The organism is Dermatobacter hominis (assembly GCF_020715685.1).
Classification (GTDB): Bacteria; Actinomycetota; Acidimicrobiia; order Acidimicrobiales; family Microtrichaceae; genus Dermatobacter; species Dermatobacter hominis.
In genome coordinates this window covers 2851096-2875418 of the sequence record NZ_CP085840.1, presented here as the reverse complement: position 1 = coordinate 2875418, position 24323 = coordinate 2851096, and the positions used below count along the sequence as shown (strand labels likewise).

Below are 24323 nucleotides of genomic sequence, written 5' to 3'. Positions count from 1 at the left end.
GAGTCCTCGGCCCGGGTCCGCGACCGGGTCAGGTCAGGTGGTAGCCGAAGGGGAGCTCGAGCCCGTGGCGACCGAGCAGGTCGCCGTCGGCGAGCAGCGCCCGCGTGGGGGCGTCGGCCACGATCGCACCGTCGTCGAGGATCACCGACCGCGGGCAGGTGGCGAGCGCGAACGGGAGGTCGTGGGTGACGACGACCTGCGTCGAGCCGAGCCCGACGAGCAGCTCGGCCAGCTCGCGACGACCGACGGGGTCGAGCCCCGAGGTCGGCTCGTCGAGCACGAGCAGGTCGGGCGCCATCGACAGCACCGTGGCCAGCGCGGCCCGGCGCTGCTCACCGCCGCTGAGCTGGTACGGGTTGCGGTCGGCCAGGCCCGCCCCGCCGACGGCCTCCAGCGCGGCGTCGACGCGCCGGTCGCGCTCGTCGCCCCGCAGCCCGAGGTTGGTGGGACCGAAGGCCACGTCGTCGCGCACGGTCTGGAGGAACAGCTGGTCGTCGGGGTCCTGGAACACGACGCCGACGCGACGGCGGACCTCGCGGAGGTGCTCACCCTTCACCGCCAGCCCACCGACCGAGATCGTGCCCGACTCCGCCTCGACGAGCCCGTTGAGGTGCAGCACGAGCGTGGTCTTGCCGGACCCGTTCGGTCCGAGCACCGCCACCCGCTCGCCCGGCCCGACCTGCAGGGCGAGGTCGCGCAGCACGGCACGGTCCGCCCCGGGGTAGCGGTACGTCAGCCCGTCGATCCGCAGCGCGGGCGCCTCCCTCGCCTCGGCGCTCACCTCGGCGCTCACCGCAGCACCGACCACGCGAGCACCGCTGCGACCGCCACCGCGCCGGGGGCGACGGCCACCGCCCAGCGCCCCGCCGGCGCCGGCGGCCGTGCGTCGAGGGGCACCGTCCCGGTGAACCCGCGGGCGACCATCGCCAGGTGCACCCGCTCCCCCCGCTCGTAGGAGCGCACGAACAGCAGGCCGAGCGACGAGGCGAACGGCCCGACCTGCCAGAGCCATCGCGGATCGTGACCCCGCGCCGCCATCGCCCGGCGCGTGCGACCGACCTGGGCGACCAGCAGGTCGAGGTACCGGACCATCGACGACACGATCGCCACGACGACCCGGGGCACGTGCAGCCGGGCCATCCCCTCGAGCAGCTCGGGCAGCGGCGTGGTGGCCGACACGACGATCGCCGCTCCTGCGCCGAGCGTCGCCTTGGCGACGACGTTCCACGTGGCCCAGAGCCCGTCGATCGACAGCGCCACGCCGGCGATGTCGGTGGTCGGGCCGTGCGCCACGAACGGGATCGCCAGCGCGACGAGCACGAACGGCGCGACCACCGCCAGGCGGGCGAGCACGGTCCGCACCGGCAGGCCGGCGATCGCCACGACCGCGGCCAGCACCGCCCCGTCGAGGGCGAGCGCGCCCACCGCGTGGCGCGGCGTCACCGCGACCGCCGCCACGAACGTGACGAGGCCGGCCAGCTTCGCCTCCGGCGGGAGGCGGTGGACCGGCGACGAGCCGGGCCGCGCCAGCCGGTGGAGCCCGCCGGGCGGGTGCCGGCCCGCCATCAGCGCGCGCTCGGGACCGTCACGGCGCAACGCGGGCCGGCGCTGGCACGCGGCGGCGTGACGCGCTGACGAGCCCGGTGCCCACGAGCAGCGTCACCGTCACCCCGGCGAGGCCGGCCACGGCGAGGCTCAGCCGCTCGTCGCCGATGCCCGCGGTGGCGTAGTCGGCGAAGGGGCTGGCGGCGATCGCATGGTCGCCGGCACGGTCGGCGAAGCCCTGCTCCTCGGCCACCCGCTCGAGCCCGTCCGGGTCGTCGACGGCGAACTGGCTGACCACGGCCGCGGCCACGAGGGCGACGAGCAGCGCCCCGAGGGCGAACGTGCGCGCCGTGACCGCACGCCGGTCGCCGCGCTCCTCGGGCGTGAGGTCGCGGGCCCCGGCGACCAGGTCGGGTCGCGCCGCCATGACTGCGGCGACGACCAGCGCGCTCAGCACGCCCTCGCCGATCCCGATCAGGGCGTGCACGCCGACCATCGCGCCGAACACGGTGTCGAACGGGACGGGTGCGCTCGCGCCGAAGAGCCACTCGAGCGAGAACGCCATCGCGCCGACCACGACGGTCAGGCCCGACGCCAGCCCCGTGGCGGCGACGACACCGCTCGACGACCGGGGGAGCACCCGACGGAACAGCAGGAACAGCGCCCAGCCGGCGAACGCCGGCACGATCGCCATGTTGAGGACGTTGGTGCCGAGGGCCGTGAGGCCCCCGTCGGCGAACAGCAGCGCCTGCACGCCGATCACGATCGCGACCACCAGCGCACCGACCCACGGCCCCAGCAGGATCGCCGCGAGCGCGCCGCCGAGCAGGTGCCCCGTGGTCCCCGACGCGACCGGGAAGTTGAACATCTGGGCGGCGAACACGAAGGCGGCGCAGAGGCCCGCGAGCGGGACCCGTCGGTCGTCGAGCTCGCTACCGGCGTGGCGGAGCGCCAGCGCGAGCACCGCGACGCTGATCGCCGCGGTGGCGACGGCGACGCCGGGCTCCAGGAAGCCGTCGGGGGCGTGCATGGCGATGACCACTCGATCCTCCGGCCCCGGGTTGCTGGTGGGCCGGATCGTACGGGCCGCCCCGGCGCTACTGCAACGGTGTCGCAGTAGGGGTCACGACGGCGTCCCCTCGCGGCAGTCGGCGCACCGTCCCGACAGCGGGAAGTGGACGAGGTCGAGTGCGATCCCGGTGCGGTCGGCCACGCGCCGGGAGACGGCTCGGACGTCCGCCGCCCCGAGCTCGACCGTGCGCCCGCAGCCGACGCAGGTCACCGGCACCGTCGCGAGCCCTCGCCGCCGGTACACCGCCCGGCCGTGGCCGAGGTGCACGTGCTCGGCGATCCCGAGCTCCTCGAACTGCGACAGGCTCCGGTACACGACGGACTGCTCCAGTCCGGACCGGTCCGTGATCTCCTCGGCGGTGAGGGCATCGGGCGAGTCGAAGAGGAGCTCGACGAGCGTCCGCTTGGCCCGGGTCACACGGCCGCCGCTCGACCGGATGCGGCCGAGGGCCTCGTCGAGGTCGGCCGGCGGTGCGGGCGGGCTGACGGCGGACGTGGTCACGCCCGACAGTTCAGTCGGTGCGGGCCATGTTGGCGAACAGCGTGCAGTAGTCGAGGAAGACGAGGCGGGCGACGCCGGTGCGCCCGGCGCGGTGCTTGGCCACGATGACCTCGGCCATGTCCTTGTCCTGCGTGTCGGGGTGGTACACCTCGTCGCGGTACAGGAACATCACGACGTCCGCGTCCTGCTCGATGGAGTTGTGGGCGATCACGCCGTCGGCGACGAAGTTGTGCGTGCCGAGCACGGTGGCGTCGAAGACCGGCTGCTCGCCGAGCGGCTCGACGGCCACGACCTCGTCCCACATGACGTCGGACTCGGCGATCGCCGAGAGCTCCTTGCTGTCGACCGCCTCCGCGATGCGGGCGAGCCGATCACGGCTCGTGGCGCGGGGCCGCGACTCGGTGCCGAGCAGGTACCCGCCGCAGTAGGACTCTCCGAGTGCGGCGGCGAGGTCGCGCTGGCTCATGTCGACTCTGGCCAGCTCCTCGACGACGACCTCCCGGACCTCGCACGGGATCGTGTCGACGTTGGGGTTGGAGGTGATCAGGTCGAGCGCCTCGAGGGCCTCGTCGAGCGCTGCGCCGCGCTCGCCGGCGACGCCGACCTGGGTGAGGAACGCCCGCTGCTGATCCGCGCCGTGGATCCAGACCCGCCAGCGCGGCCGGTTCGTGCCGACGTCGGTGAGGCGCGACTGCACCCCGAAGCGCAGCAGCAGCCGCTGGAGGTCGTCGACGAGCCGTCGGGCGCAGCTGGTGGCCATGAGCCGGACGAGCGGCTTGCCCCGCAGCTCGCCCAGGCCGAGGAACCCGATCCGGCCGAACACCTCGGCCAGGAACGCGGCGAGCACGGCGTCGGACGCGCCGTCGACCCCGGGCGGGACGGCGCCGGTCGCGACCGCCTGGTCGGCCAGGGCCGGGGCGTCGGCGACCGACAACGGGGCCACGCGCTCGGACGGGCCGAAGCGGCGCGGGACGGCGATGCGGCTGCCCGGCGCGAGCTCGTCGAGCCGCCGCCAGCCCAGCACGGTCCGGAAGGGGTGGTTGGCGGTGGCCTCGACGCGCCGGCCCGAGGCGAGCTGCAGGCGGAACGCCGGCTTCGTCCCGCTGGGGAAGGCGTGCGTCAGCGTGGCGGGGACCATCTTCCAGTCGTCGCCCAGGCTCCACACCGGCACGTCGCGCTCGCCCGAGCGGACCAGCTCGCCGAGCGAGACCTCCTCGTTCGTGTCGGCCCGCAGCAGGCGCGTGCCGGCGGTCAGGCAGCCCGACTCCCGGAGATCGGCGAGCATCGGGCGCTTGTCGGCGCGCAGCTCGAGCTGGCGGGACAGCTGCGACAGCGCCATGACGGGGCAGCCGAGCTCACGGGCGAGGACCTTGAGGCCTCGGGAGATCTCGGCGACCTCGACCTGGCGGCTCTCGGCCGAGCTGCGGCCCGACATGAGCTGGAGGTAGTCGACCACGATCAGCCCGAGGTTCGTGCCGAGCCGGTCCTGCAGCCGCCGGGCCTTGGCCCGGATCTCCATGACGGTGAGCGCGGGGTTGTCGTCGATCCACAACGTGCCCTCGCCCAGGCGGCCCATCGCCTTGGTGATCTTCGTCCAGTCGGCGTCGGTCAGCCGGCCGGTCCGCAGCTTGCCGGAGTCCACCCGGGCCTCGGCCGCGATGAGGCGCTGCGTGAGCTCGAGGTGGCCCATCTCCAGCGAGAAGAAGAGGACGGGCAGGTTCTCCCGGACCGCGGCGTGGGCGGCGATCCCGAGCGAGAACGCGGTGTTGTGGACGAACAGGTCGGCGGCGACGAAGTTGTGCTCGCCCGGCACCGTGAGGTCGTACACCTGGTCGAGCCCGTCGGGCTCGATCGCCGTGATGCGGTCCCACCACACGTCGGAGGCCGCCACCCGCTCCAGGCCCTCGTCCTCGAGCGCGGCGGCGAACGACCCGGGATCGCCGTCGCCGGCGTCGCCCGAGCGGGGTCCGACCCCGACGAGCACGGGGACGGCGGCCTCGCGCCGCACGGCGTCGGCCGCGAGCCGGAAGGACGGGCTCCCGGCGTGGACCGCGATGTGGTCGACGTAGGTGCGCAGCGACGGCCGGTGCCGGACGACGACCTGCCACGGCGGCTCGTCGGGCGCGTCCGGATCGGGCCGGGGCTCCGACGGCCGCTCCACCACCGCGACCACGCCGAAGCGCAGCAGCAGGTGCTGGATGCCGCGCACCACCCTCGGCGATGCGGACGCGAGCCCGACCTCGGCGCGGGACCCGGCGGAGCCGTCGGCGACCGACGCCCAGCCGCCGCGGTCGAACACGCGCTGGAGGAAGCGGGCCATGGCCGCCTGCGGCAGCTCGTAGGCCTCGGCCGGGAGGGCGGCCGCGGGATCGTCACGCTCGAGCAGGCGGTCCGCCAGCTCGAGGAGCTCGTGCTCCGGCACCCGCCGGTCGCCGAACACCGGCAGGCGTCGGGGTGCGGCGACCCGCTCCCCGACGGCGAGCTCGGCGAGCGGGCGCCAGCCCTCGGGCGTCCGGAACGGGTGGGTCCACGTGCAGCGCAGGGTCCGGCCCAGCGCAGTGGTGACCCGGACGACCGGCTTGAAGCCGTCGTCGATGTGGTCCGACGGGGTCTGCGTGGTGAGCCGGAGCGATGCGTCGTCGAGCGCGAGCACCCGCACGCCGCGACCGGTCCGGCCCTGCAGGTGGGCCCGCTCCATCGTGACGAGGCGCCCCGTGTCGGGGTCGACCAGCTCGGTGTCCCACGCCAGGCACTTGCCCATGGCGGGTCGGGCGCCGACCACGATGAGCGCACCGGGCTGGAGCCCGGCGAGCATGTGGTCGAGGTCGGTGTAGCCCGACGGCGTGCCGGTGATCGCGTCGCCGCGCTCGTAGAGCACCTCGAGCTGCTCGAGGCTGCGGTCGAGCAGCGGGGACAGCTCCTGCATCGTGTCGGCGTTCCGACGCTGGGCGACGGCGAACATCAGGCTCTCGGCGGTGTCGACCGTCTTCTCGATGTCGTCGAGCGGCTGGTAGCCGAGCTCCGCGACCTCGTTGGCGGTGGAGATCAGCCGGCGCAGCAGCGCCTTCTCCTCGACGATGCGGGCGTAGTGCTCGGCATTGGTGATCGCCGGCGTGCGGGCCTGGAGGGTGACGAGGGTGGCCGGCCCGCCGACGGCCTCGAGCACGCCCGCCGAGTCCAGCTCGTCGGCGACCGTGACGGGGTCGACGCCCTGGCCGGCGCCGTAGAGCGACTGGATCGCGGCGAACACGTGGCGGTGCGCCGGCTTGTAGAAGTCGTCCTCGGTGACGATGTTGGCCACCGCCGAGATGGCGTGCTCGGACAGGAGCATCGCCCCCAGCAGCGACTGCTCGGCGTCGATGCTGTGGGGTGGGATGCGGGCACGTACGACCGGCTCGTCGGGGCGCTGGGACAGGTCGGACATCGGCGTTCATCCTCTTGGACGATGCCTGTGGGCATCTAGGGGACGGTGCCGGTAGTTCGGGGGATTCCGCTGTGGAGAAGCGGTGGACGGCGGCCCCGTCGTCCACCGCTGTCCACATGTGAGGGTCATGGGAGCAACCTAGGCAGGGGGTGTGGCACTCGAACGGGGCCACCCCGTGGCCGCCGGCCTCGGCGGGCGCACGTTCCTCGTGCGCTCGACGTCGCACCACGACGCGCGTCGCACGCAGAACGCCGACGGCGAGCGCAACGCTCGCCCGGGCCGGGCGCGACACGGGCCGGGCCCCCGCAGGTGCCCGGCCCGTGTCGACGATGTCGCGTCGGCGGGGCTCAGCCCTCGACGACCTCGACGGTGATCGGGAACTGCACGTCCGCGTGCAGCCGGGCGAACACGTGGTGCGTGCCCAGCTCCTTGATGTGCTCCTCCATCTGGAGGTCCTTGCGGTCGAGCTCGATGCCCGTCTGCTCGAGCACCGCGTCGGCCACCTCGGTGGTCGTCACGGAGCCGAACAGCCGGCCGCCGGAGCCGACGCGCGCCGGGATCTCGATCGTCCGGGCGACGAGCACCTTGGCGATCTCCTCGGCCCCCTCGCGGTCCTTGGCGTCCTTGACGTCGCGGGACCGGCGCATGGCCTCGGCCTGCGACGTCGCGCCGTCGGTGGCCGGGAACGCCAGCTCGCGCGGCGCCAGGAAGTTGCGGGCGTAGCCCTTCGAGACCTCGACGATGTCGCCCCGCTTCCCGAGCCCGGAGACGTCGGCCCGCAGGATCACCTTCACGTCGGTCATGCCTCGCTCCCCTCGGTCACGCCGGCCGTCTCCTCGGTGCCCTCGATGGCCTCGAACTCGGAGGTGGCCGGTGCGGCCTCGTCGCGCTCGGGACGGTCGGGACGGTCGGGACGGTCGCCGCGCGGCGGACGACGGTCGTCGCCGTCGCGGTCGCGGCGGCCGCCGCGCTGCGTCGTGACGCGGTTCGTGTAGGGAAGGAGCGCCATCTCGCGGGCGTTCTTGATCGCCTTGGCGACCTCGCGCTGCTGCTTCGTGTCGTTGCCGGTGACGCGACGGGCGCGGATCTTGGCCCGGTCGGACATGAAGCGGCGGAGCAGGTTCGCGTCCTTCCAGTCGACGTAGTCGACCTGCTCGGTGTTGAGGATGGACACCTTCTTCTTGACGCGGCGGCCCGTGTCCTTGGGCTTGCCCCGCTTCTGCTGTGGCTTCGCCATCAGAACGGCTCCTCGTTGTCGTCGTACCCGCCGGCGGGCGGCGCAGCGGGCATCGGGGCGTCGAACCCGCCGCCACCACCACCGCCCTCGCGGCGCTCCGTCTTCTGGACCTGGGCGGTGGCCCAGCGGAGGCTCGGCCCGACCTCGTCGGCGAGGACCTCCACCTTGTTGCGCTTCTCGCCGTTGTCGGTCTCCCAGCTGCGCTGCTGCAGCCGGCCCGAGACCATCACGCGAGTGCCCTTCGTGAGCGACTCGCTCACGTTCTCGGCGAGCTCACGCCAGCACACGATGTCGAAGAAGGCGACCTCTTCCTCCCACTCGTTGCTCTGCTGGTTCCGCCACCGGCGGTTCACCGCGAGCCCGAAATTGGCGACGGCCGCGCCGCTGGGGATGAACCGCAGCTCGGGGTCGCGGGTCAGGTTGCCGATCAGCTCGACGTAGTTGCCTGCCATATCCGTTCCTCCTCGTTCAGCCGGCGGCCGTGAGGAGCCCGCGACGAGCGGCCTCCTTGTCGGGCAGCCGGATCAGCTTGTGGCGGACGACGTCGTCCGCCAGGCGGAGGAAGCGGTCGATCTCGTCGAGGTTCGGGGCCTCGGTCACGATCTCGAGGACGGTGTAGACGCCCTCCTGCTTGTGGTCGATGGGGTAGGCGAAGCGACGCCGGCCCCAGTTGTCGACCTTGGGGGCGGTCCCGCCGTCGGCGGCCACCATCTCCTTGACCCGCTCGATGACCGCACGGTTGGCGGCGTCATCGGCGTCCTGGTCGACGATGATCATCAGTTCGTACGCGCGTGTCGGCACGTTCAGGTACCTCCCTCTGGACCTCGACCCGCTGGGGCCGTCAGGGTCCTGCGACCTGCAGGACAGGGCACCCGGCCGGAACCGGGCTCTTGATGAGAAGGGGAAGTGTAGTGGTGGCCCCCCTGGTCACCGCCAGCCGGCCCCGTCCGTGGGGTCGCCGCACACGCTCGCGCGACCCCCTGACAGCCGACCCGGCCGGGCCGCCGCCGGCGCTCAGTCGACCGGGGCGGCGCCGTACAGCGACAGGGCCTCCGCCTGCTCCGCGTTGAGGTGGTAGCTCTCGGTGTGGTCGGGGAACGCCCGGCTGCGGACGTCGACGACGAAGTCCGACATCGCCGCCACCGAGGCGGCCTTGAGGTCCGCGTAGCGGCGCACGAACTTGGCGGGCGTGCGGTCCTCGAGGCCGAGCAGGTCGTGGTACACGAGCACCTGGCCGTCGCAGTGCGGTCCGGCGCCGATGCCGATCGTGGGGACGTCGACCGCGTCGGTCACCATGCGGGCGACCTCGTCCGGCACGCCCTCGAGCACGATCGCGAAGCAGCCGGCGTGGGCCAGCGCCTTGGCGTCGGCCACCAGGGCGAGCGCCGCCTCGGACTCCTTGGCCTGCACCCGGAACCCGCCCATCGCGTGCATCGACTGCGGCGTGAGGCCGAGGTGGCCCATCACCGGGATCTCGGCGTCGACGAGGGCCTCGATCATCGCCAGCCGCTTGCGGCCACCCTCGAGCTTCACGCACTGGGCCCCGGCCCGGACCAGCTGGGCGGCGTTGCGCACCGTCTCCTCGGTCGACACGTGGTAGCTCATCCAGGGCAGATCGCCGACGACGAGCGCCGACGGCTTGGCGCGGGCCACCGCGGCCACGTGGTGCGCCATGTCCTCGACGGTGACCGACAGCGTGTCCTCGTAGCCCAGCACGACCATGGCCAGGGAGTCCCCCACCAGGATCATGTCCACGCCGGCGTCGTCCGCGATGCGGGCGCCCGGCGCGTCGTAGGCCGTCACCATCACCAGCGGGTCGGCGTGGTCGCTGACCTTGCGGGCCCGGACCCACGGCACGGTGATCCGCGCCGGTCGGGCAGTCCTGGTGACCTCCGCCGGTCGGGCAGTCCCCATGACCTCCGCCGGTCGGGCAGCCCCCATGACCTCCGCCGGTCGGGCAGGCACCCCGTCGGTCGTGGGAGCAGCGTTCGTCGGAACGGTCTCGTGAGCCATCAGCCCACCTCCTGGTCAGGTCCAGCGCCCCGTGGCTGCCGGCCGTCACCACGAACGGTACGACACGCGGGCTGCGCGGGGGAAGTCCGGTGAGTCGGGTGTCACCCCGGGACCTGAGCGATCGCAGGGGCCGGCGCGGGGCCGCCGCCGCGCCCGCGGCGGTACGGTGCCGCCATGGCGACCTGCACGAGCTGCGGCCGGACCGGCGAGGACACCGTGCCGGTCCGGCGCGTCTACCTGGTGCTGCCCGACGGCGCGCCCACCGATCCGCAGTCGATCGAGGAGCTCGCCGAGACCCAGGTGGTCGACGAGGACGAGGACTGGTGCGCCACGTGCTGCGACCAGTACCCGCACGTGCGGCGCACGCCCGAGCCCGGCTGAGCTACTGGCCCGCTGCGGCGCCGCCCGCGCCCGCCTGCGGCGCGGTCGGCGGCGTCGGCGCGGTGGTGGTCGGCCTCGGCGCCGTCGTCGTGGTCGAGGCGCCCGGCTTCGCCGTCGTGGTCGTCGTCGCGCCGGGCTTCACCGTGGTCGAGCCCTTCGGCGTGGTCGTCGTCGACCCGCTCGTGAGGGCCATGCCGGAGTTGAGGATCTTCGTGCCGGCGTCGGTCGGCGGGTACTTGCACGCGGCGTCGCCGGCGGTCGCCTTGCTCATGAAGTCGCGCCAGATCGTCGCCGGGAACGAGCCGCCCGCGACCGCCTGGCCCTTGTACGACTTCATCTCCGCGGGCTGCTCGAAGCCCATCCACACCGACGTCGTCAGGTTGCACGTGTACCCGGTGAACCAGGCGTCCTTGGCGTCGTTGGTCGTGCCGGTCTTGCCCGCCGCCGGCGTCTTGAGCCCGGCCCGGGAGCCGGTGCCCTTGAGGATCACGCCCTGGAGGACGGTCGTCACCGTGTCGGCGACGTCCTCGCTGATGACCTGCTGGGGCTGCACCTCGGTGCCGGCGTCGAAGAGCACCTCGCCGTCGGCGTCCTCGATGCGGGTGATCACGTAGGGCTCGACGTGGCGGCCGCGGTCGGCGAAGGTCGAGTACGCCGACGCCATGTCGAGCACCGACACCTCCTCGGTGCCCAGCACGAGGGCGTACACCGGGTCGAGCTGCGCCCGGACGCCGAGGCGGGTCGCCATCTCGGCGAGCCGGTTGGGCGTCACGGTGTCGACGATGCCGGCGTACACGGTGTTCGTCGAGTCCCAGGTCGCCTCCTCCACGGACTGCACGCCGTGGTCGGCCTTGTCGTAGTTGCCGGGCTTCCAGAGCTTCCCGGGCTCGGCGAACACGCTCGGGAACATCGTCGTGGCGGGGGCGCGGAACTTCGACTTGGTCGAGTAGCCCTCCTCGACGAACGCCGCGAGCGCGAACGGCTTGAACGTCGACCCGGGGGCGCGGCCCGAGCCGCCCCCCGCGCTGCCGAGCGCGAGGTTGACCTTGTTGACCTCGTAGTCACGGCCGCCGTACATGGCGCGGATGCGACCGTCCTTGTCGATCGCGACGAGCGAGCCGACCGGGCCGTCGGGCTGGTCGAGCGTCTTGTTGACCGCGTCGACGGCGTACTTCTGCAGCTTGGGGTCGAACGACGTGTAGACCCGCAGGCCCTTCGTCTCGGCGCCGGGTCCGAAGCGCTCACGGAGCTGGGACCGCACCCACTCGATCCAGTACTGCGAGCCGAGCTCCTTGTACTCCACGTCGCCGAGGTCCGAGTGCTCCGAGGCCCGGGGCTGGATGGTGACCTCTTGCGGTTGGCCGGTCGGTGAGGTCGGCTCCGAGTTCCACGGCACGGCGTTCGCGAACGCGGCCTGGTCCTCGGTGATGTAGCCCTCCTCGACCATGGCGTTCAGCACGGTCCTGCGCCGGCGCGTCGCCTCGTCGGCATCGCGGGTCGCGTCGGCCCGCTCGGGTGCCCGGATCAAACCGGCGAGGTAGGCCGCCTGGGGCAGCGTCAGGTCCTTGACCCCGACGCCGAAGTAGGCGCGGGAGGCCGCCTCGACGCCGTAGGCGCCCCGGCCGAAGTACACCTCGTTGAGGTAGCGGGTCAGGATCTCGCGCTTGTCGAGGGTCTGCTCGAGCTTGACCGCGAGCACCGCCTCCTTGACCTTCCTCGTCAGCGTCCGCTCCGAGGTCAGGTACACCGACTTCACGTACTGCTGCGTGATCGTCGAGCCGCCCTGCTGGGACTGGCTGCTGCCGATGATGTCCTGAGTGAACGCGCGGGCGATGCCGACCGGGTCGACGCCGTTGTGGTCGAAGAAGTTCCGGTCCTCCGCGGAGAGCACGGCCTGGACCAGCACCGGCGGCAGGTCGTCGTAGTCCACGACCACCCGCTCCTCGCTGGCCGAGAGCCGGGCCATCGAGTTGTCGAAGCCGCACTCCCCCGCCGGGACGTCGATGTCGCAGACGAAGGTGGTCTCGGACTGGCTCTTCGCGGGCGGGAGCTCGATCGTGTTCAGCGCGGCCCACACGCCGCCGATGGCAACGACGCCGAGCACCAGCGCGGCGTAGGCGAAGCGACGCCAGCGCCAGAGGAAGCTGCGCTTCTTGGGGGCGTCGGCCACGGCCGGGTCCGATCCGGACGGCGGGCGCGGCGGTCCGCCGGCGGCCGACCGCGCCGGTCCGCGACCTTTCGGCGCCGCGGGCGCGGCGGCACGGCGACGAGGCCGGTCGGAGGACGGTGGCGGAGCAGGCATGGGACGGGGCGGCGGCCGCGCCCGGTTGAACCGGGGCGTGCGGGCGGCGGCGACATTCTGCCCCGCGCACCCCGCGGCGGTCCCGCGGGATCCTGAGAGCCGGTCAGGCGTCGCCGGCGCGGCCGCCGACGGGCGTGATGTCGAGCAGGTGGTTCCACCGGCAGCTCAGGCACACCTCGACCGTGTAGCAGCGCAGCCCCGGACCGCTCGTGCGGGCGGCCAGCTTCAGCAGCTCGGAGCGGCTGGCGACCACCCGCCCGCCCGCCGGCATGCGCGGGCCGAACACGAACCGGGCGAGCCGCAGCTCGTGCTCGCCGCACACCGGGCAGTCGTGGCGGGCGCGCTGCGCGCAGTTCCGGCCGACCCGGAGCAGCTCGTGCTGGGCGTCGCACACGTCGGCCTGCGTGAGCTCGCCGGACCGGACGCGGTGCAGGAGCTGGCGGCGCGCGAAGCGGTAGTCCACCGAGCCGGGTTCGGTCCCGGGACGTCCGCCGGACTCCGGCGCGAGGAACGGCACGGTCGCCAAGGGTACCGCCGGACCGTCGCGGCGAGCGGCCGCGTCGGACCCCGCTCACGGACGCGGAGGTCCACGACCCGCCGGGACGCCTCCGCCAGACTGAGCGGCGATGGCGACCTCTGCTTCCGCGTCCGGCCGGCCGCGCCACCCCTCGGCGGGCAACCTCAGCTCGCGCCCCGCGCTCGTGCGCGACGCCGCCTCCCAGCTCCAGCTGCCGCCCGCGAGCTTCCCGCACGGCGCCGAGGGCGGCCGCGACCGGGTCCGGCTCGGCCCCGACCTCGACGACGAGGCGCTCGAGCGCCTCGTCGGACCGGTCGACGGCAAGCGCGTGCTCGACCTCGGCTGCGGCGCCGGCGCAGCGACGATCGCGCTGGCCCGCCGCGGCGCCCGCGTCACGGCCGTCGAGGCCTCGACGGCGCGACTCGCCCAGGCCCGCGCCGCGGCCGACGTCGCCGAGGTCCGCGTCGAGTTCCACCACAGCGATCTCGCCGACCTCGCCTTCGTCCGTGCCGACACCGTCGACCTCGTCATCGCCGTCTACTCGCTCGCGGGCGTGCAGGACCTCGGCCGGGTGTTCCGGCAGGTCCACCGCGTGCTGACGCCCGGCAGCGCGCTGCTCCTCTCCCTGCCGCACCCCTTCGCCACGATGCTCGAGGACGACCCCGACCAGCCGTCGCCCTACCTCACGCGCACGGCGTGGAGCGCCTCGCCGCTCGCGTGGCGCGCCGGCGGCGACGAGGGCGTGACCCACGTCCACCAGATCGGCGACGTGTTCACGACGCTGTCGCGGTCGAACTTCCAGGTCGACGCGCTGCTCGAGCCCGAGCCGGTGACCGACGCGCAGAGCATCCACTCGTCGACGCTGCTCGAGTGGGTCCCGCCCACGTTCGTCGTGCGCGCCCGCAAGCTCGGCATCTGAGAGGGAGCCGCCGTCGGCCGGTCCTCCGGCCGGATCGCGACGACGTCCGGTCGTCGTGCGCTACGCCTCGGATCGAGCGGCCCACCAGGCGTCGAGCTCGGCGTAGGCGCGCGCCTCGTCGAGCGGGCCGTGCTCCAGGCGCAGCTCCAGCAGGTGCTCGAGCGCCCGGCCGACCTCGCGCCCGGGCGGGATGCCGAGGTGCGACATCACCTGCTGGCCGTCGAGATCGGGCCGGATCGCGGCCAGCTCCTCGTTCGCCTGCAGCGCGGCGATCCGCTCCTCGAGGTCGTCGATCCGCCGGTCGAGGGCCTCGGCGCGCTTCTTGTTCCGGGTGGTGCAGTCGGCGCGCGTCAGGGCGATCAGCTCGGGCAGGAGCGGCCCGGCGTCGCGGACGAACCGGCGCACCGCCGCGTCGGTCCAACCCATCTGGTACGTGTGGAACCGCAGGTGCAGGTACACGAGCTGGGTCACGTCCTGGACCATCTCGTTGCTGAACCGCAGCGCCTTCATCCGGTCCCGGGTCATCCGCGCCCCGACCACCTCGTGGTGGTGGAACGACACGCCCTTGCCGCCGATCGAGCGCGTCTTCGGCTTGCCGACGTCGTGGAAGAGCGCGGCGAGCCGGACCTTGAGCTCGTTGCGGGCCTTGGCCACGACGGCGATCGTGTGGCTCAGCACGTCCTTGTGGCGGTGGATCGGGTCCTGCTCGAGGCGCATGGCGGGCAGCTCGGGCAGGAACATGTCGGAGAGGCCGGTGTCGTGGACGAACCACAGCCCGGCGGACGGGTCGTCGACGGTCACGAGCTTGCAGAGCTCGTCGCGGATGCGCTCGGCGCTCACGATCTCAAGGCGCTCGACGCCGGCGCGCACGGCGGCGACCAGCTCCGGGGTGGGCTCGAGGCCGTAGCCGGCGGTGAACCGGGCGGCGCGGAGCATCCGCAGCGGGTCGTCCGAGAAGCTGACGTCGGGGTCGAGCGGCGTGCGCAGCACGCCCGCGGCCAAATCGGCGAGCCCGCCGAACGGGTCGATCAGCGCCGGCGTGGCGGACGTGACCTCGAGGGCCATCGCGTTGACCGTGAAATCACGGCGCGAGAGGTCGACCTCGATGTCGGTCGTGTAGGCCACCTGCGGCTTGCGGCTGTCGGAGGTGTACGCCTCGGCGCGGTGCGTCGTGATCTCGAAGGTCCGGCCGCCGATCGTGCAGCCGATCGTCCCGAACCGCTCGCCCTGGGTCCACACCGCGTCGGCGATCGGCCCGATGATCGCCTTGATCCGGGCGGGCTGGGCGTCGGTGGTCAGGTCGATGTCGTCGCCGATGCGCTCGTCGGCGAGCGCGTCGTCGACGAAGAGGTCGCGGACCACGCCGCCGACGAGGAAGATCCGGGCGTCGGCCGCGGCGAAGGCGTCCGCCAGCGGGCGGACCTCCTCGAGCAGCTCGCGCGCACGGGCCGGGATCACGGCTCGAGGCTACCGATGCGCTCGCGCACGGCCGTCACGCGTTCGACGACGTCGTCGCCCGGACCACCGGAGCTCGGCGGCTCGGGGTGCAGGCGCTCGCCGAAGAGCGCGGCGACGGTCGCGGCCGTCGAGTTGGCGATCGCCTCGAGGTCGTAGCCGCCCTCGAGGAAGACCAGCCGGCGTCCCGCCGGGACGAGCCCGAGGAGGTCGGCGACGAGGTCGGCGTAGTCGCCCGACGTGAGGCCCAGGTCGGTGAGCGGGTCGTCGCGGTGGGCGTCGAAGCCGGCCGAGACGAGGATCCACGTGGCACCGTGCGCCCGGATCGCAGGGGCGACCAGCTCCTCGAACGAGGTGCGGTAGCGGTCGCCGGTGGCCCCGGGGGGCATCGGGAGGTTCAGGGTGGTGCCGTGGCCGGGCCCGGCGCCGACCTCGCGGGCCATGCCGGTGCCCGGGTAGAGCGGATGCTGGTGCCAGCTCACGTAGAGGACGTCGGGGTCCCGGTAGAAGATGTCCTGGGTGCCGTTGCCGTGGTGGGCGTCGATGTCGACGATCGCCACCCGCTCCCCCGCGTCGACCAGCGCCGCCGCCGCCACGGCGACGTGGTTGTAGAGGCAGAAGCCCATCGCCCGGGTGGCCGTGGCGTGGTGACCGGGCGGTCGGGGCGCGACGAACGCGGCGTCGGCCTGCCCGGCGGCCAGGCGCTCGACCGCGTCCAGCCCGGCGCCCGAACCGAGCCGCGACAGCTCGGCGGACCGCTCGGACACCACCGTGTCGCCGTCGATGTGCGTGCGGCCCGAGCGGCAGAACTGCTCGATGCCTCGGACGAAGGCGTCGGGGTGCACCCGCTGCAGCTCCTCGTCGGTGGCCGGGCGGGCGAGCACCCGCTCCACGGAGTCGTCGACACCCGCCAGGACGAGGCCGTCGCCGACCGCGGTGAGCCGATCCGGGCGCTCCGGGTGGAAGGGCCCCGTGTCGTGCGACAGGAACCGGTCGTCGGCGTACACGAGCACGGCCACCGCCCCAGCGTAGTGACGGTCGGTGCCCGTCCCCCGGCCGCCGGGTACGGCGTCCCGCCACCGATCGGACCTATCGTTGGTCACCGCCCGGATCGGCCCGCGACGAGCGGGGCGCACCCCACGATCCCGGGTCGCCGCACCCGCCCGAGACCGTCTGGAGCACCTGCAGGACCATGGCGAGCCGTCAGCTGCTGAGCGTCGGGGAGGACCGCTTCCGCGTCGGTCCCTGGCACGCTGACGACCGCATCGCCTACCTGGCGCTCCAGCCGCAGGTCGGGGGGCCGTCGGTCGAGGGCCTGCGCGGCTGCCTCCACCGGATCGCCGAGGCCGGCTACACGTCGGTGATCACCTCGGCCCTGCACCCGTCCGAGTCCGGCTCCTTCACCGAGGCCGGCTTCACCGAGTACGACCGCCTGCGGGTGCTGGCCCACGACCTGCGCGACCTCGACCCGCCGCGGCCTCCGCTCGACGGCAGGGTGCGGCTGCGACGGGCCCGCCGCCACGACCGCGACGCGGCGCTCACCGTCGACGGCCGTGCGTTCCCGACGTTCTGGCGCCTCGACCGGACCGCCATGACCGAGGCCGAGCAGGCGACGCCCGTGACCCGCTTCCGCGTCGCCGCCGAGGGCGACCGCACCATCGGCTACGCCATCACCGGCCGCGGCGCCGGGCAGGGGTTCCTCCAGCGCCTCGCCACCGACCCCGACCTCGCCGGGCGGGGGGTCGGGAGCGCGCTCGTGGTCGACGCGCTCCGCTGGTCGGCGCGACGCCGGTGCCGGCGGCTCCTGGTCAACACGCAGCAGGAGAACCTGCGGGCCCTGGACCTGTACGAGCGGCTCGGGTTCCGGCCGACGCCGACCGACCTCGTCGTCCTGCACCGTCCTGTTCCATGAGCGCCGTACGGACGCAGGCCCGTCCCACGAGCGCCACGCGGACGCTGCTGCTCGTCGCCGGGATCGGTGCGCTCCTCGTCGCGGCCCTCGCCCCGGGCGCCGGCGCCCGCCCCGCGCAGGACCCGGCGACGACCTCGATCCGCGTCACGTCGGCCACGCCCTGGGTCCAGGCCGACGGCGACTTCCGCGTCGAGCTGCGCGTCGAGGGACCGCTGCCCCCCGACGCCGTCGTGCGCACCGCGGTGCACCAGCGGCTCCGGGCCTCGGGCTCCTCGTCGCTGCGCGACGCCGTCGACCGGGCCATCGCCGGCGAGGAGCTGCCCGGGATGATGCAGTCCCCGCAGAGCCGGCCGCTCGCCGAGCTCGGCGACCCGACCGTCGGCGTGGTGCTCGACGTGCCGATCCGGTCCAGCCGGTCGGGCACCTCGGATCGGTTGCTGCTGCCGAACCCCGGCGTGCACCCGGTGTCGATCAGCGTCACCGACGCGGCCGGCGAGGAGCTGGCCTCGACGACGGTGTTCCTCAACCGGCTGCCCGACGAGATGCCGACCACGCCCGACGGCGCACCCGCCACGATGTCGCTGTCGCTGTTCACGCTGGTCGACGGTCCGGCCGCGCTGTCGCCCACCGGCGAGAGCGAGCTCGATGCCGCCACCCGCAGCTCGCTCGCCGGTGCCGCCACGCTGGTGTCCACGTTCCCCCAGGCGCCGCTCACGCTCGCCGTCCGGCCCAACCTCCTCGACGCGCTGTCGAGGTCCGAGGACCCCGCCGACCGCGACGCCCTGCGCCGCCTGCGGGACGCGGTGGCGGATCCGGGCCACGCCGTGACCGTCGCCCGCATGCCCTACGTCGCGGTCGACACCGGTGGCCTCGTGGGCGCGGACGACGGCGGCGCCGAGGTGCTCCGCCAGGTCGCGCTGGGCAACACCGCGATCCGCGAGGCGCTCGGCACCGACCCGGCGCCGGCCACCTGGTTCGACGACACCGTGACCACGCCGTCGCTCGAGCTGCTCGAGGCGTTCGGGGTGCAGCGGCTGGTGACCGCCGCCGACCGGGTGCGGCTGACCGACCGCGAGCTCGACCCGGTGGCCGTCACCACGAGCGCGGTCGGGGTCGTCCCCTCGCCGCTCACCGCCACCTCGCCCGACCCCGACCTGACCTCGCTGCTCGCCGGTGACGTCGGCGTGGGCCAGCGGGCCAACCAGGTCGTCACCGCCCTCATGGCCACGTGGTTCACCGCGTCGGGCTCGGAGGACGCGTTCCCCGGACCGAGCGCCGTGCTGTCCATCCCGCCGTCGACCGACCCCGCCGTCGTCGCCGCGCTGCTGGCCGCCGTGTCCGCACCCGGGCCGATCACCACGGCGGCCGAGGCCGTGCCCCCCTCACCGGCGGTCGTCGACGGCACCGAGGTGACCGGCCAGCTCCCGGCGCAGTCGGGCGCGGACCAGGGACCGGCGGTGCGGGCCGTCGTCGACACCCGGGCCCGGATCGACGGGTTCCGCTCGATGGCGCCGTCGGCCACGGCCGAGGCGGCGGAGTGGGAGCTGCTCGACGCCCAGACGCTCGACCGCACGATGACGGCCTCGGAGCGCGACGCCTACCACTCGAGGATCGCCGCCGACATCGACGCGCTGGCCGGGCGGATCGAGATGCCGAAGTCACGGCGGGTGCTCCTCACGAGCCAGGACTCGACCATCCCGCTGCGGTTCCGCAACGACCTGCCCTACGACGTGGAGGTCGAGATCTGGGTCCGGTCGGTGCGCCTCGACGTCGAGGGAGCGGACCGCCGGGTCGTCACCCTGCACCCCGGCGAGAACCGCATCGACGTCGAGGTCACCACCCGGGCGCCGGGCGGCACCACCCTGCGCGTCGACGCGTCCTCGCCCGACGGCGAGATCGTGCTGCCGTCCGTCGCGATCCCCGTGAGCTCGTCGACCATCTCCGGCGTCGGCGCCGCGCTGTCGGTCCTCTCGCTGCTCTTCCTGGCCGGATGGTGGTTCCTGACGATCCGCCGGGACCGCCGCCGGCGGCGCGACGGGCCCGGTGGGGGTCCGCCGCCGGGTGACGGCACGGACGAGCCGGCGCCCGGTCCGACCGCTCAGCCGCTCGGTACCGATGGCGCCCCGGACGGCGCAGCCGAGGGCTCGAGCGACGGCGCAGCCGAGGGCGGTGCGGTCGCGCCCGACGACGACCCGCCGATCGTGGTGCGCCGGCCCCGGGGTGCGGCCGCCAGAGCCGGGACGGGCCGGTAGCGTGGACCCAGGTGGATGAGACGCAGGTCGGCTCCGGCCCGATCGACCTCACCCGGGGGTCGCTCCAGGCGGGGAAGCTCGCCGGCACCACCCTGTGCGGCCGCTACCGACTGGACCGGATGATCGGTGCGGGCGGCATGGCCCAGGTCTGGGAGGGGACCGACGACGTCCTCGGCCGGCGGGTCGCGGTCAAGGTCCTCCATCCCCACCTCGCGGACGACGACTCGCTCGTGCGCCGGTTCCGCCAGGAGGCGATCGCCGCCGCCCGCCTCAACGATCCCGGCATCGTCGGCGTCTACGACACCTGCAGCGACGGCGGCCACGAGGCGATCGTCATGGAGCTGCTGCAGGCGACGACGCTGCGGCAGCTGATCGACGAGCGGGGAACGATCGACCCCGACACGACGATGCGAATCGGCCTGCGGCTGCTCGACGCGCTCGAGGCCGCCCACCGGGCCGGGCTGGTCCACCGGGACGTGAAGCCGTCGAACATCCTCCTCTGCGACGACGGCCGCGTGAAGATCGCCGACTTCGGCATCGCCAAGGCCGACGACCAGACGGAGCTGACGCGCGACGGCTCGCTGATCGGCACGGCCTCGTACCTCGCGCCCGAGCAGCTCACGGGCTCCGACGTCGACGCCCGCGCCGACCTCTACGCGCTGGGCCTCGTGATGTACGAGTGCCTGACCGGGCGCGTCCCGTTCGAGGGCGACACCGGCGCCGCGGTCGCGCTCGCCCGGCTCCACACGACGCCGGTCGACCCCCGGCGCCTGCGCGCCGACGTGCCACCCCGACTGGCCGACGCGCTGATGCGGTCCCTCGAGCGCGACCCCGACGACCGGTTCAGCTCGGCCGCCGACTTCCGCGCCGCGCTGCTCCGGACCGAGGTCAACGTCCCGGCTCCCCCGCCCGGCCCGCCGCCGCCCGAACCGGCGCCGACGGCCGACCCCGAACCTCAGAGCTTCGGGCGCTCCGAGCGCCGTTGGCTGCTGCCGGCGTTCGTCATCCTGCTCATCGCGGTCGCGATCATCGTGGCCGGCCTGCTGCTGCGCGAGTCCCGGTCGACCGGCACCTCCGACGCCTCGACGACCACGACCATCGCCGCCGCCGCGCCGCTGCCGGTGGCCTCGATGAGCTCGTACGACCCGCAGGGCTCGGGCGCCGCGGGCGAGAACGACAGCATGGCCGGGCGCGCCGCCGACGGCGACGACCGCAGCGCCTGGCGCACCGAGACCTACGACCAGTCGGACTTCTTCGGCGACAAGACCGGCGTGGGCCTGGTGCTCGAGCTCTCGCAGCGCTCGGCCCTCGAGAGCGTCCGCATCACCGGGTCGACCAACGGCTGGTCGGGCCAGGTCTTCGTCCTCGACGGGCCCCCGGGCCCCGACTCGCTCGCGGGCGCCACCCCGGCCGGCACCGTGGAGGACGTCCGGGGACAGGTCAGCGTGGACCTCGGTGGCGCCACCGGGAGCACGGTGGTCGTCTGGATCACCGACCTCGGCGAGCCGAGCAAGGGCTCGCGGCACCGCGTCGAGGTGCAGGAGGTCGTGGCGATCGGCGTGCCGAGCGCGTGAACGCCGCGGCCGGACCGGGCGCCGACCGCTCCGACGACGACCTGGTCGCGGCGGCACGCGGCGGCGACGGCCGTGCGCTCGAGCTGCTGCTCCGACGCCACCACGACCGCATCGTCGCGGTGTGCCGGCAGCTGTGCCGGGACCGGTCCGACGCCGAGGACGCCGCGCAGGAGGCGATGATCGCCATCGTCCGGCGCCTGGACCGCTTCGACGGGCGGTCGCGCTTCTCGACGTGGGCGTACCGGGTCGCCACCAACAGCTGCCTGGACGAGCTGCGCCGACGACGCCGACGGCCGGTCCCGATCGACGGGGACCACGCGCCGGAGCCCCCGGCCGCCGGGCCGGGGCCGGCCGAGCTCGCGGTGCGGGCGGGCGACCGCGCCGAGCTCGCCGCGGCGCTGGACCGACTGCCCGAGGACTTCCGGACGCCCCTCGTGCTCCGCGACGTCGCCGACCTCGACTACGCCACGATCGGTGAGATCCTGGACCTCCCGCCGGGCACGGTCCGCTCCCGCATCGCCCGGGGCCGGGCTCGGCTCGCCGAAGCGCTCGCTCAGGTGGCGCCGGCGGACGGGAACCCCGACGGCGGTCGCGTCGTCGGAACGACGCAGGACCCGACCGCACCCGCAGCCGATCCCGCAGGCGACGGCGGCCCGACCGAGCCGTCGCCACCGACCTCGACGACCACGCCATGACCGACCCGACCCCGCCTCCCCACGACCCGACCGACGAGCCGATCGGCGACGAGCTGGTCACGGCCGTCCTCGACGGCGAGGCCACAGACGAGCAGGTGGCAGCGGTCGCCGCGGACCCGGCGCTGACGGCGCGCCTCGAGTCGTTCCGCGCCGTGCAGGCGGGGATCCGGGCCGGGGCGATCGCCGACGCGGACGAGCTCTCGCCCGGCGCGGGCGACCGGATCGCCGCGGCGCTGGCGGCGGCCGGCCACCACGTGTCGACCGCCTGCGACGACGCACCGGAGCCCGCCGCGCCGCCGGTCGTCCGGCCGATCGCGACGGCCCGGCGGCGCCGACTGTCGGTCGTGGGCGGCGTCGCCGCCGCGCTCGTGCTGGTCGCGGCCGCCGTCGGACTCGGGCTGAGCGCCGGCAGCGGGGGGTCCGACGACAGCGCCTCGGGTTCCGCCGACCTCACCGAGCGCAGCACCGCCGCCCCGTCGGCCGAGGCGGACAGCGGCGGCGACCAGGGGGCAGCGGTGACCACCACCGTGGCGCCGTTCGACGCCGGCGAGCAGCGCGCCTCGGCTCCCACCGCCGGCTCGGCGGCCGCCGCCGACGACCTCGCCGGCCTGCCCGACCTCGGGACGGTGGCCGACGCGTCGCAGCTGCGCGCCGCCGTGGGCGATCCGGCCCGGCTCGTGCCGCGGTCGCCGGGCGAGCTGCCCTGCCCCCTGTTCCCGTCCGAGCAGTGGGTCCGCATCGGCACCGTGCTGCTCGACGGCCGCCAGGCCCTGGTGGCCGTGGCCGCGGACGACGGCGAGCTCCGCGCCGCGTTCGTCGACACCTGCGAGACGGTGGGCTGAACCGGCCGATCCGGCTGCTGCGCCACCCGATCGGCGCGGCGCCGAGCCGGCGGACCGGGGCGGTGGCCCGTCACCTGTCGCCCGTCCGCCGACCTGCCCCCTAGGCTCCCCGCCATGAGCGAGCCGACCGCGCCCTCCGCACCGTCCACCGCGCCGGAACCCGGCTCGGCGCCCGGCGGACGGCCCGCGAACGCCGCGGCCCCCCGACCGGCGACCAGCAACGGCGACTGGACCGACCAGGTGACCGACCTCATCGTCGACTCGGTCGACAAGGTCCGGTCCCACACGACCGGCCCGATCCTCGAGATCTCCAAGGGCATGGTCTACGCGGTCGTCGCGCTGATCCTGGCGCTCCCGATCGTCGTGCTGTTCCTGGTCGGGCTGGTCCGCGTGTTCACCATCTTCCTGCCCGCCTGGGCGACCTACCTCATCTTCGGGATCATCTTCGTGCTCGTCGGTGTTGTCCTGTGGTCGAAGCGCGGACGCGTCCCCACCTGACGCTCCTGCCCTCACCCCCCGGGCGACCCCGGCCGCCCAACCCGAACGGAGATCACCCGCCATGCCCGACCTGCGCAACGTCGTCATCATCGGCTCCGGCCCCGCCGGGCTGACGGCCGCCATCTACTCGGCCCGCGCCGACCTCGAACCGCTGATGATCGAGGGCGAGCCGTCCTCGACGAGCGACCAGCCCGGCGGCCAGCTCATGCTGACCACCGAGGTCGAGAACTTCCCGGGCTTCCCCGACGGGATCATGGGCCCCGAGCTGATGGGCAGCTTCCGCGACCAGGCGCTGCGCTTCGGCGCCGAGATCCAGACGGCCAAGGTGTCCAGGGTCGACCTGTCCGAGCGGCCCTTCAAGGTGTGGGTCGGCGATCCCGACGCGGCCGAGCCCACCTACCTGGCCCGCACCGTGATCGTCGCGACCGGCGCCAGCGCGCTCATGCTCGGTCTCGAGTCCGAGCGGCGCCTGCTCGGCCACGGGCTCTCGACGTGCGCCACGTGCGACGGCTTCTTCTTCCGCAACCAGGACATCGTCGTGGTCGGCGGCGGCGACTCGGCGCTCGAGGAGGCCATGTTCCTCACCCGGTTCGGCAAGTCGGTCACCGTGGTGCACCGGCGCAAGGAGCTCCGGGCCTCGAAGATCATGCAGGACCGGGCGTTCGCCAACGACAAGATCACGTTCCTCTGGGACACGGTCGTGGACGACATCATCGGCGAGGACAGGGTCGAGGCGGTGCGGCTGCGCAACGTCCTCACCGACGAGGTCGTCGACCGGCCCGCCGCCGGCGTGTTCGTGGCGATCGGCCACCGGCCCAACACGGACCTCTTCGTGGGTCAGCTGCCGCTCAAGGAGAACGGCTACCTGCTCACGCAGGACGGGACCTCGCGCACCGCCGTCGAGGGCGTCTTCGCCTGCGGCGACGTCCAGGACGACTGGTACCGCCAGGCGATCACGGCCGCGGGCTCGGGCTGCATGGCGGCCATCGACGCCGAGCGCTGGCTCGAGTCGCAGGGCCACTGAGCTCCACGCCGCCCCGACGGTCGCCCCCGCCGGGCCGCCCACGCGGTCCGGTGCACCACCGCCGGCGGAGGTGGTGCTGGAATGGTGGACCACCGATCCCGGTTGCACCTCCGTGGACCCGATCGGCGGACCCACCGGATCCCCGCCGGGAACGGCGGGC

22 protein-coding genes and 1 pseudogene are annotated in these 24323 nt (G+C 74.2%); 9 read left to right on the top strand and 14 right to left on the bottom strand.

The features are described from left to right. Nucleotides 1-28: 28 nt before the first annotated feature. The 10 genes and pseudogenes from LH044_RS13630 to panB all read right to left on the bottom strand — a co-directional run bounded on the left by LH044_RS13630 (nt 29) and on the right by panB (nt 9693). The gene (locus LH044_RS13630; protein ID WP_227756132.1) at nt 29-793 is read right to left on the bottom strand and encodes an energy-coupling factor ABC transporter ATP-binding protein; all 765 of its coding nucleotides are present in this window, start codon (nt 791-793) and stop codon (nt 29-31) included. Further along, nucleotides 790-1566: a cobalt ECF transporter T component CbiQ gene (cbiQ, locus tag LH044_RS13625; RefSeq protein WP_227756131.1), complete on the bottom strand. Its 777-nt coding sequence runs from the start codon at nt 1564-1566 to the stop codon at nt 790-792. The genes LH044_RS13630 and cbiQ overlap by 4 nt, the downstream gene beginning before the upstream one ends. A gap of 19 nt (nt 1567-1585) precedes the next feature. Beyond that, nucleotides 1586-2587, bottom strand: coding sequence for an energy-coupling factor ABC transporter permease (locus tag LH044_RS13620; protein ID WP_227756130.1), 1002 nt, complete (start codon nt 2585-2587; stop codon nt 1586-1588). A gap of 81 nt (nt 2588-2668) precedes the next feature. Beyond that, nucleotides 2669-3118: a Fur family transcriptional regulator gene (locus tag LH044_RS13615; RefSeq protein WP_227756129.1), complete on the bottom strand. Its 450-nt coding sequence runs from the start codon at nt 3116-3118 to the stop codon at nt 2669-2671. A 10-nt stretch (nt 3119-3128) separates the two neighbouring features. Next, entirely contained in the window at nt 3129-6542 is a 3414-nt protein-coding gene (dnaB, locus tag LH044_RS13610) for a replicative DNA helicase (RefSeq protein WP_227756128.1), read from the bottom strand. Nucleotides 6543-6889: 347 nt separating this feature from the next. Continuing rightward, nucleotides 6890-7345 (bottom strand): 50S ribosomal protein L9, encoded by a 456-nt coding sequence (gene rplI, locus LH044_RS13605; protein WP_227756127.1) that lies wholly within the window; start codon nt 7343-7345, stop codon nt 6890-6892. A 182-nt stretch (nt 7346-7527) separates the two neighbouring features. Further along, nucleotides 7528-7779 (bottom strand): annotated as a pseudogene (rpsR, locus tag LH044_RS13600) (30S ribosomal protein S18); the annotation flags it as partial. Beyond that, nucleotides 7779-8231 (bottom strand): single-stranded DNA-binding protein, encoded by a 453-nt coding sequence (gene ssb / locus LH044_RS13595; protein ID WP_227756126.1) that lies wholly within the window; start codon nt 8229-8231, stop codon nt 7779-7781. The gene ssb and the pseudogene rpsR, both read right to left, overlap by 1 nt. Nucleotides 8232-8247: 16 nt before the next feature. Continuing rightward, on the bottom strand, nt 8248-8580 hold the full coding sequence (gene rpsF, locus LH044_RS13590) for a 30S ribosomal protein S6 (protein WP_227756125.1): 333 nt from the start codon (nt 8578-8580) through the stop codon (nt 8248-8250). Between the two features lie 213 nt (nt 8581-8793). Next, a complete protein-coding gene (gene panB, locus LH044_RS13585) occupies nt 8794-9693 on the bottom strand; it encodes a 3-methyl-2-oxobutanoate hydroxymethyltransferase (protein ID WP_227756124.1) in 900 nt (299 codons plus the stop codon). Nucleotides 9694-9966: 273 nt separating this feature from the next. On the opposite strand from panB, the gene LH044_RS13580 reads away from it, so the two are divergent. Continuing rightward, nucleotides 9967-10173: a hypothetical protein gene (locus tag LH044_RS13580; RefSeq protein WP_227756123.1), complete on the top strand. Its 207-nt coding sequence runs from the start codon at nt 9967-9969 to the stop codon at nt 10171-10173. Nucleotide 10174: 1 nt separating this feature from the next. Here LH044_RS13580 and LH044_RS13575 read toward each other — a convergent pair whose 3' ends face one another. Both LH044_RS13575 and LH044_RS13570 read right to left on the bottom strand, forming a co-directional pair. Further along, the gene (locus tag LH044_RS13575; RefSeq protein ID WP_227756122.1) at nt 10175-12343 is read right to left on the bottom strand and encodes a transglycosylase domain-containing protein; all 2169 of its coding nucleotides are present in this window, start codon (nt 12341-12343) and stop codon (nt 10175-10177) included. Nucleotides 12344-12578: 235 nt separating this feature from the next. Then, on the bottom strand, nt 12579-12992 hold the full coding sequence (locus tag LH044_RS13570; protein WP_227756121.1) for a DUF5318 family protein: 414 nt from the start codon (nt 12990-12992) through the stop codon (nt 12579-12581). Between the two features lie 109 nt (nt 12993-13101). On the opposite strand from LH044_RS13570, the gene LH044_RS13565 reads away from it, so the two are divergent. Further along, nucleotides 13102-13911 (top strand): class I SAM-dependent methyltransferase, encoded by an 810-nt coding sequence (locus tag LH044_RS13565; protein WP_227756120.1) that lies wholly within the window; start codon nt 13102-13104, stop codon nt 13909-13911. A gap of 60 nt (nt 13912-13971) precedes the next feature. Here LH044_RS13565 and LH044_RS13560 read toward each other — a convergent pair whose 3' ends face one another. Together LH044_RS13560 and LH044_RS13555 are read right to left on the bottom strand one after the other, a co-directional pair. Continuing rightward, nucleotides 13972-15369, bottom strand: coding sequence for a CCA tRNA nucleotidyltransferase (locus LH044_RS13560; RefSeq protein WP_227756119.1), 1398 nt, complete (start codon nt 15367-15369; stop codon nt 13972-13974). Further along, nucleotides 15366-16385 (bottom strand): histone deacetylase family protein, encoded by a 1020-nt coding sequence (locus tag LH044_RS13555; protein WP_227756118.1) that lies wholly within the window; start codon nt 16383-16385, stop codon nt 15366-15368. The genes LH044_RS13560 and LH044_RS13555 overlap by 4 nt, the downstream gene beginning before the upstream one ends. 173 nt (nt 16386-16558) lie before the next feature. On the opposite strand from LH044_RS13555, the gene LH044_RS13550 reads away from it, so the two are divergent. The 7 genes from LH044_RS13550 to trxB all read left to right on the top strand — a co-directional run bounded on the left by LH044_RS13550 (nt 16559) and on the right by trxB (nt 24163). Then, nucleotides 16559-17278, top strand: a complete 720-nt coding sequence (locus LH044_RS13550) for a GNAT family N-acetyltransferase (RefSeq protein WP_227756117.1) — start codon at nt 16559-16561, stop codon at nt 17276-17278. Next, nucleotides 17275-19530: a DUF6049 family protein gene (locus tag LH044_RS13545; RefSeq protein ID WP_227756116.1), complete on the top strand. Its 2256-nt coding sequence runs from the start codon at nt 17275-17277 to the stop codon at nt 19528-19530. The genes LH044_RS13550 and LH044_RS13545 overlap by 4 nt, the downstream gene beginning before the upstream one ends. Before the next feature lie 11 nt (nt 19531-19541). Continuing rightward, the gene (locus LH044_RS13540) at nt 19542-21104 is read left to right on the top strand and encodes a serine/threonine-protein kinase (protein ID WP_227756115.1); all 1563 of its coding nucleotides are present in this window, start codon (nt 19542-19544) and stop codon (nt 21102-21104) included. Then, nucleotides 21101-21799: an RNA polymerase sigma factor gene (locus tag LH044_RS13535; RefSeq protein ID WP_227756114.1), complete on the top strand. Its 699-nt coding sequence runs from the start codon at nt 21101-21103 to the stop codon at nt 21797-21799. Before LH044_RS13540 ends, LH044_RS13535 begins: the two co-directional genes overlap by 4 nt. Further along, nucleotides 21796-22641, top strand: a complete 846-nt coding sequence (locus LH044_RS13530; RefSeq protein ID WP_227756113.1) for a hypothetical protein — start codon at nt 21796-21798, stop codon at nt 22639-22641. Before LH044_RS13535 ends, LH044_RS13530 begins: the two co-directional genes overlap by 4 nt. Nucleotides 22642-22755: 114 nt before the next feature. After that, nucleotides 22756-23139, top strand: coding sequence for a phage holin family protein (locus LH044_RS13525; RefSeq protein WP_227756112.1), 384 nt, complete (start codon nt 22756-22758; stop codon nt 23137-23139). Nucleotides 23140-23200: 61 nt separating this feature from the next. Then, on the top strand, nt 23201-24163 hold the full coding sequence (gene trxB / locus LH044_RS13520) for a thioredoxin-disulfide reductase (protein WP_227756111.1): 963 nt from the start codon (nt 23201-23203) through the stop codon (nt 24161-24163). The last annotated feature ends 160 nt before the right edge of the window (nt 24164-24323 follow it).

Excerpts from the sequence above, each read along its gene's own strand:
- cbiQ (WP_227756131.1), bottom strand. The coding sequence starts at position 1,566 with ATGGCGGGCCGGCACCCGCCCGGCGGGCTCCACCGGCTGGCGCGGCCC.
- dnaB (WP_227756128.1), bottom strand. The coding sequence starts at position 6,542 with ATGTCCGACCTGTCCCAGCGCCCCGACGAGCCGGTCGTACGTGCCCGC.
- rplI (WP_227756127.1), bottom strand. The coding sequence starts at position 7,345 with ATGACCGACGTGAAGGTGATCCTGCGGGCCGACGTCTCCGGGCTCGGG.
- ssb (WP_227756126.1), bottom strand. The coding sequence starts at position 8,231 with ATGGCAGGCAACTACGTCGAGCTGATCGGCAACCTGACCCGCGACCCC.
- panB (WP_227756124.1), bottom strand. The coding sequence starts at position 9,693 with ATGGGGACTGCCCGACCGGCGGAGGTCACCAGGACTGCCCGACCGGCG.
- LH044_RS13580 (WP_227756123.1), top strand. The coding sequence starts at position 9,967 with ATGGCGACCTGCACGAGCTGCGGCCGGACCGGCGAGGACACCGTGCCG.
- LH044_RS13565 (WP_227756120.1), top strand. The coding sequence starts at position 13,102 with ATGGCGACCTCTGCTTCCGCGTCCGGCCGGCCGCGCCACCCCTCGGCG.
- LH044_RS13550 (WP_227756117.1), top strand. The coding sequence starts at position 16,559 with ATGGCGAGCCGTCAGCTGCTGAGCGTCGGGGAGGACCGCTTCCGCGTC.
- LH044_RS13545 (WP_227756116.1), top strand. The coding sequence starts at position 17,275 with ATGAGCGCCGTACGGACGCAGGCCCGTCCCACGAGCGCCACGCGGACG.
- LH044_RS13530 (WP_227756113.1), top strand. The coding sequence starts at position 21,796 with ATGACCGACCCGACCCCGCCTCCCCACGACCCGACCGACGAGCCGATC.
- LH044_RS13525 (WP_227756112.1), top strand. The coding sequence starts at position 22,756 with ATGAGCGAGCCGACCGCGCCCTCCGCACCGTCCACCGCGCCGGAACCC.
- trxB (WP_227756111.1), top strand. The coding sequence starts at position 23,201 with ATGCCCGACCTGCGCAACGTCGTCATCATCGGCTCCGGCCCCGCCGGG.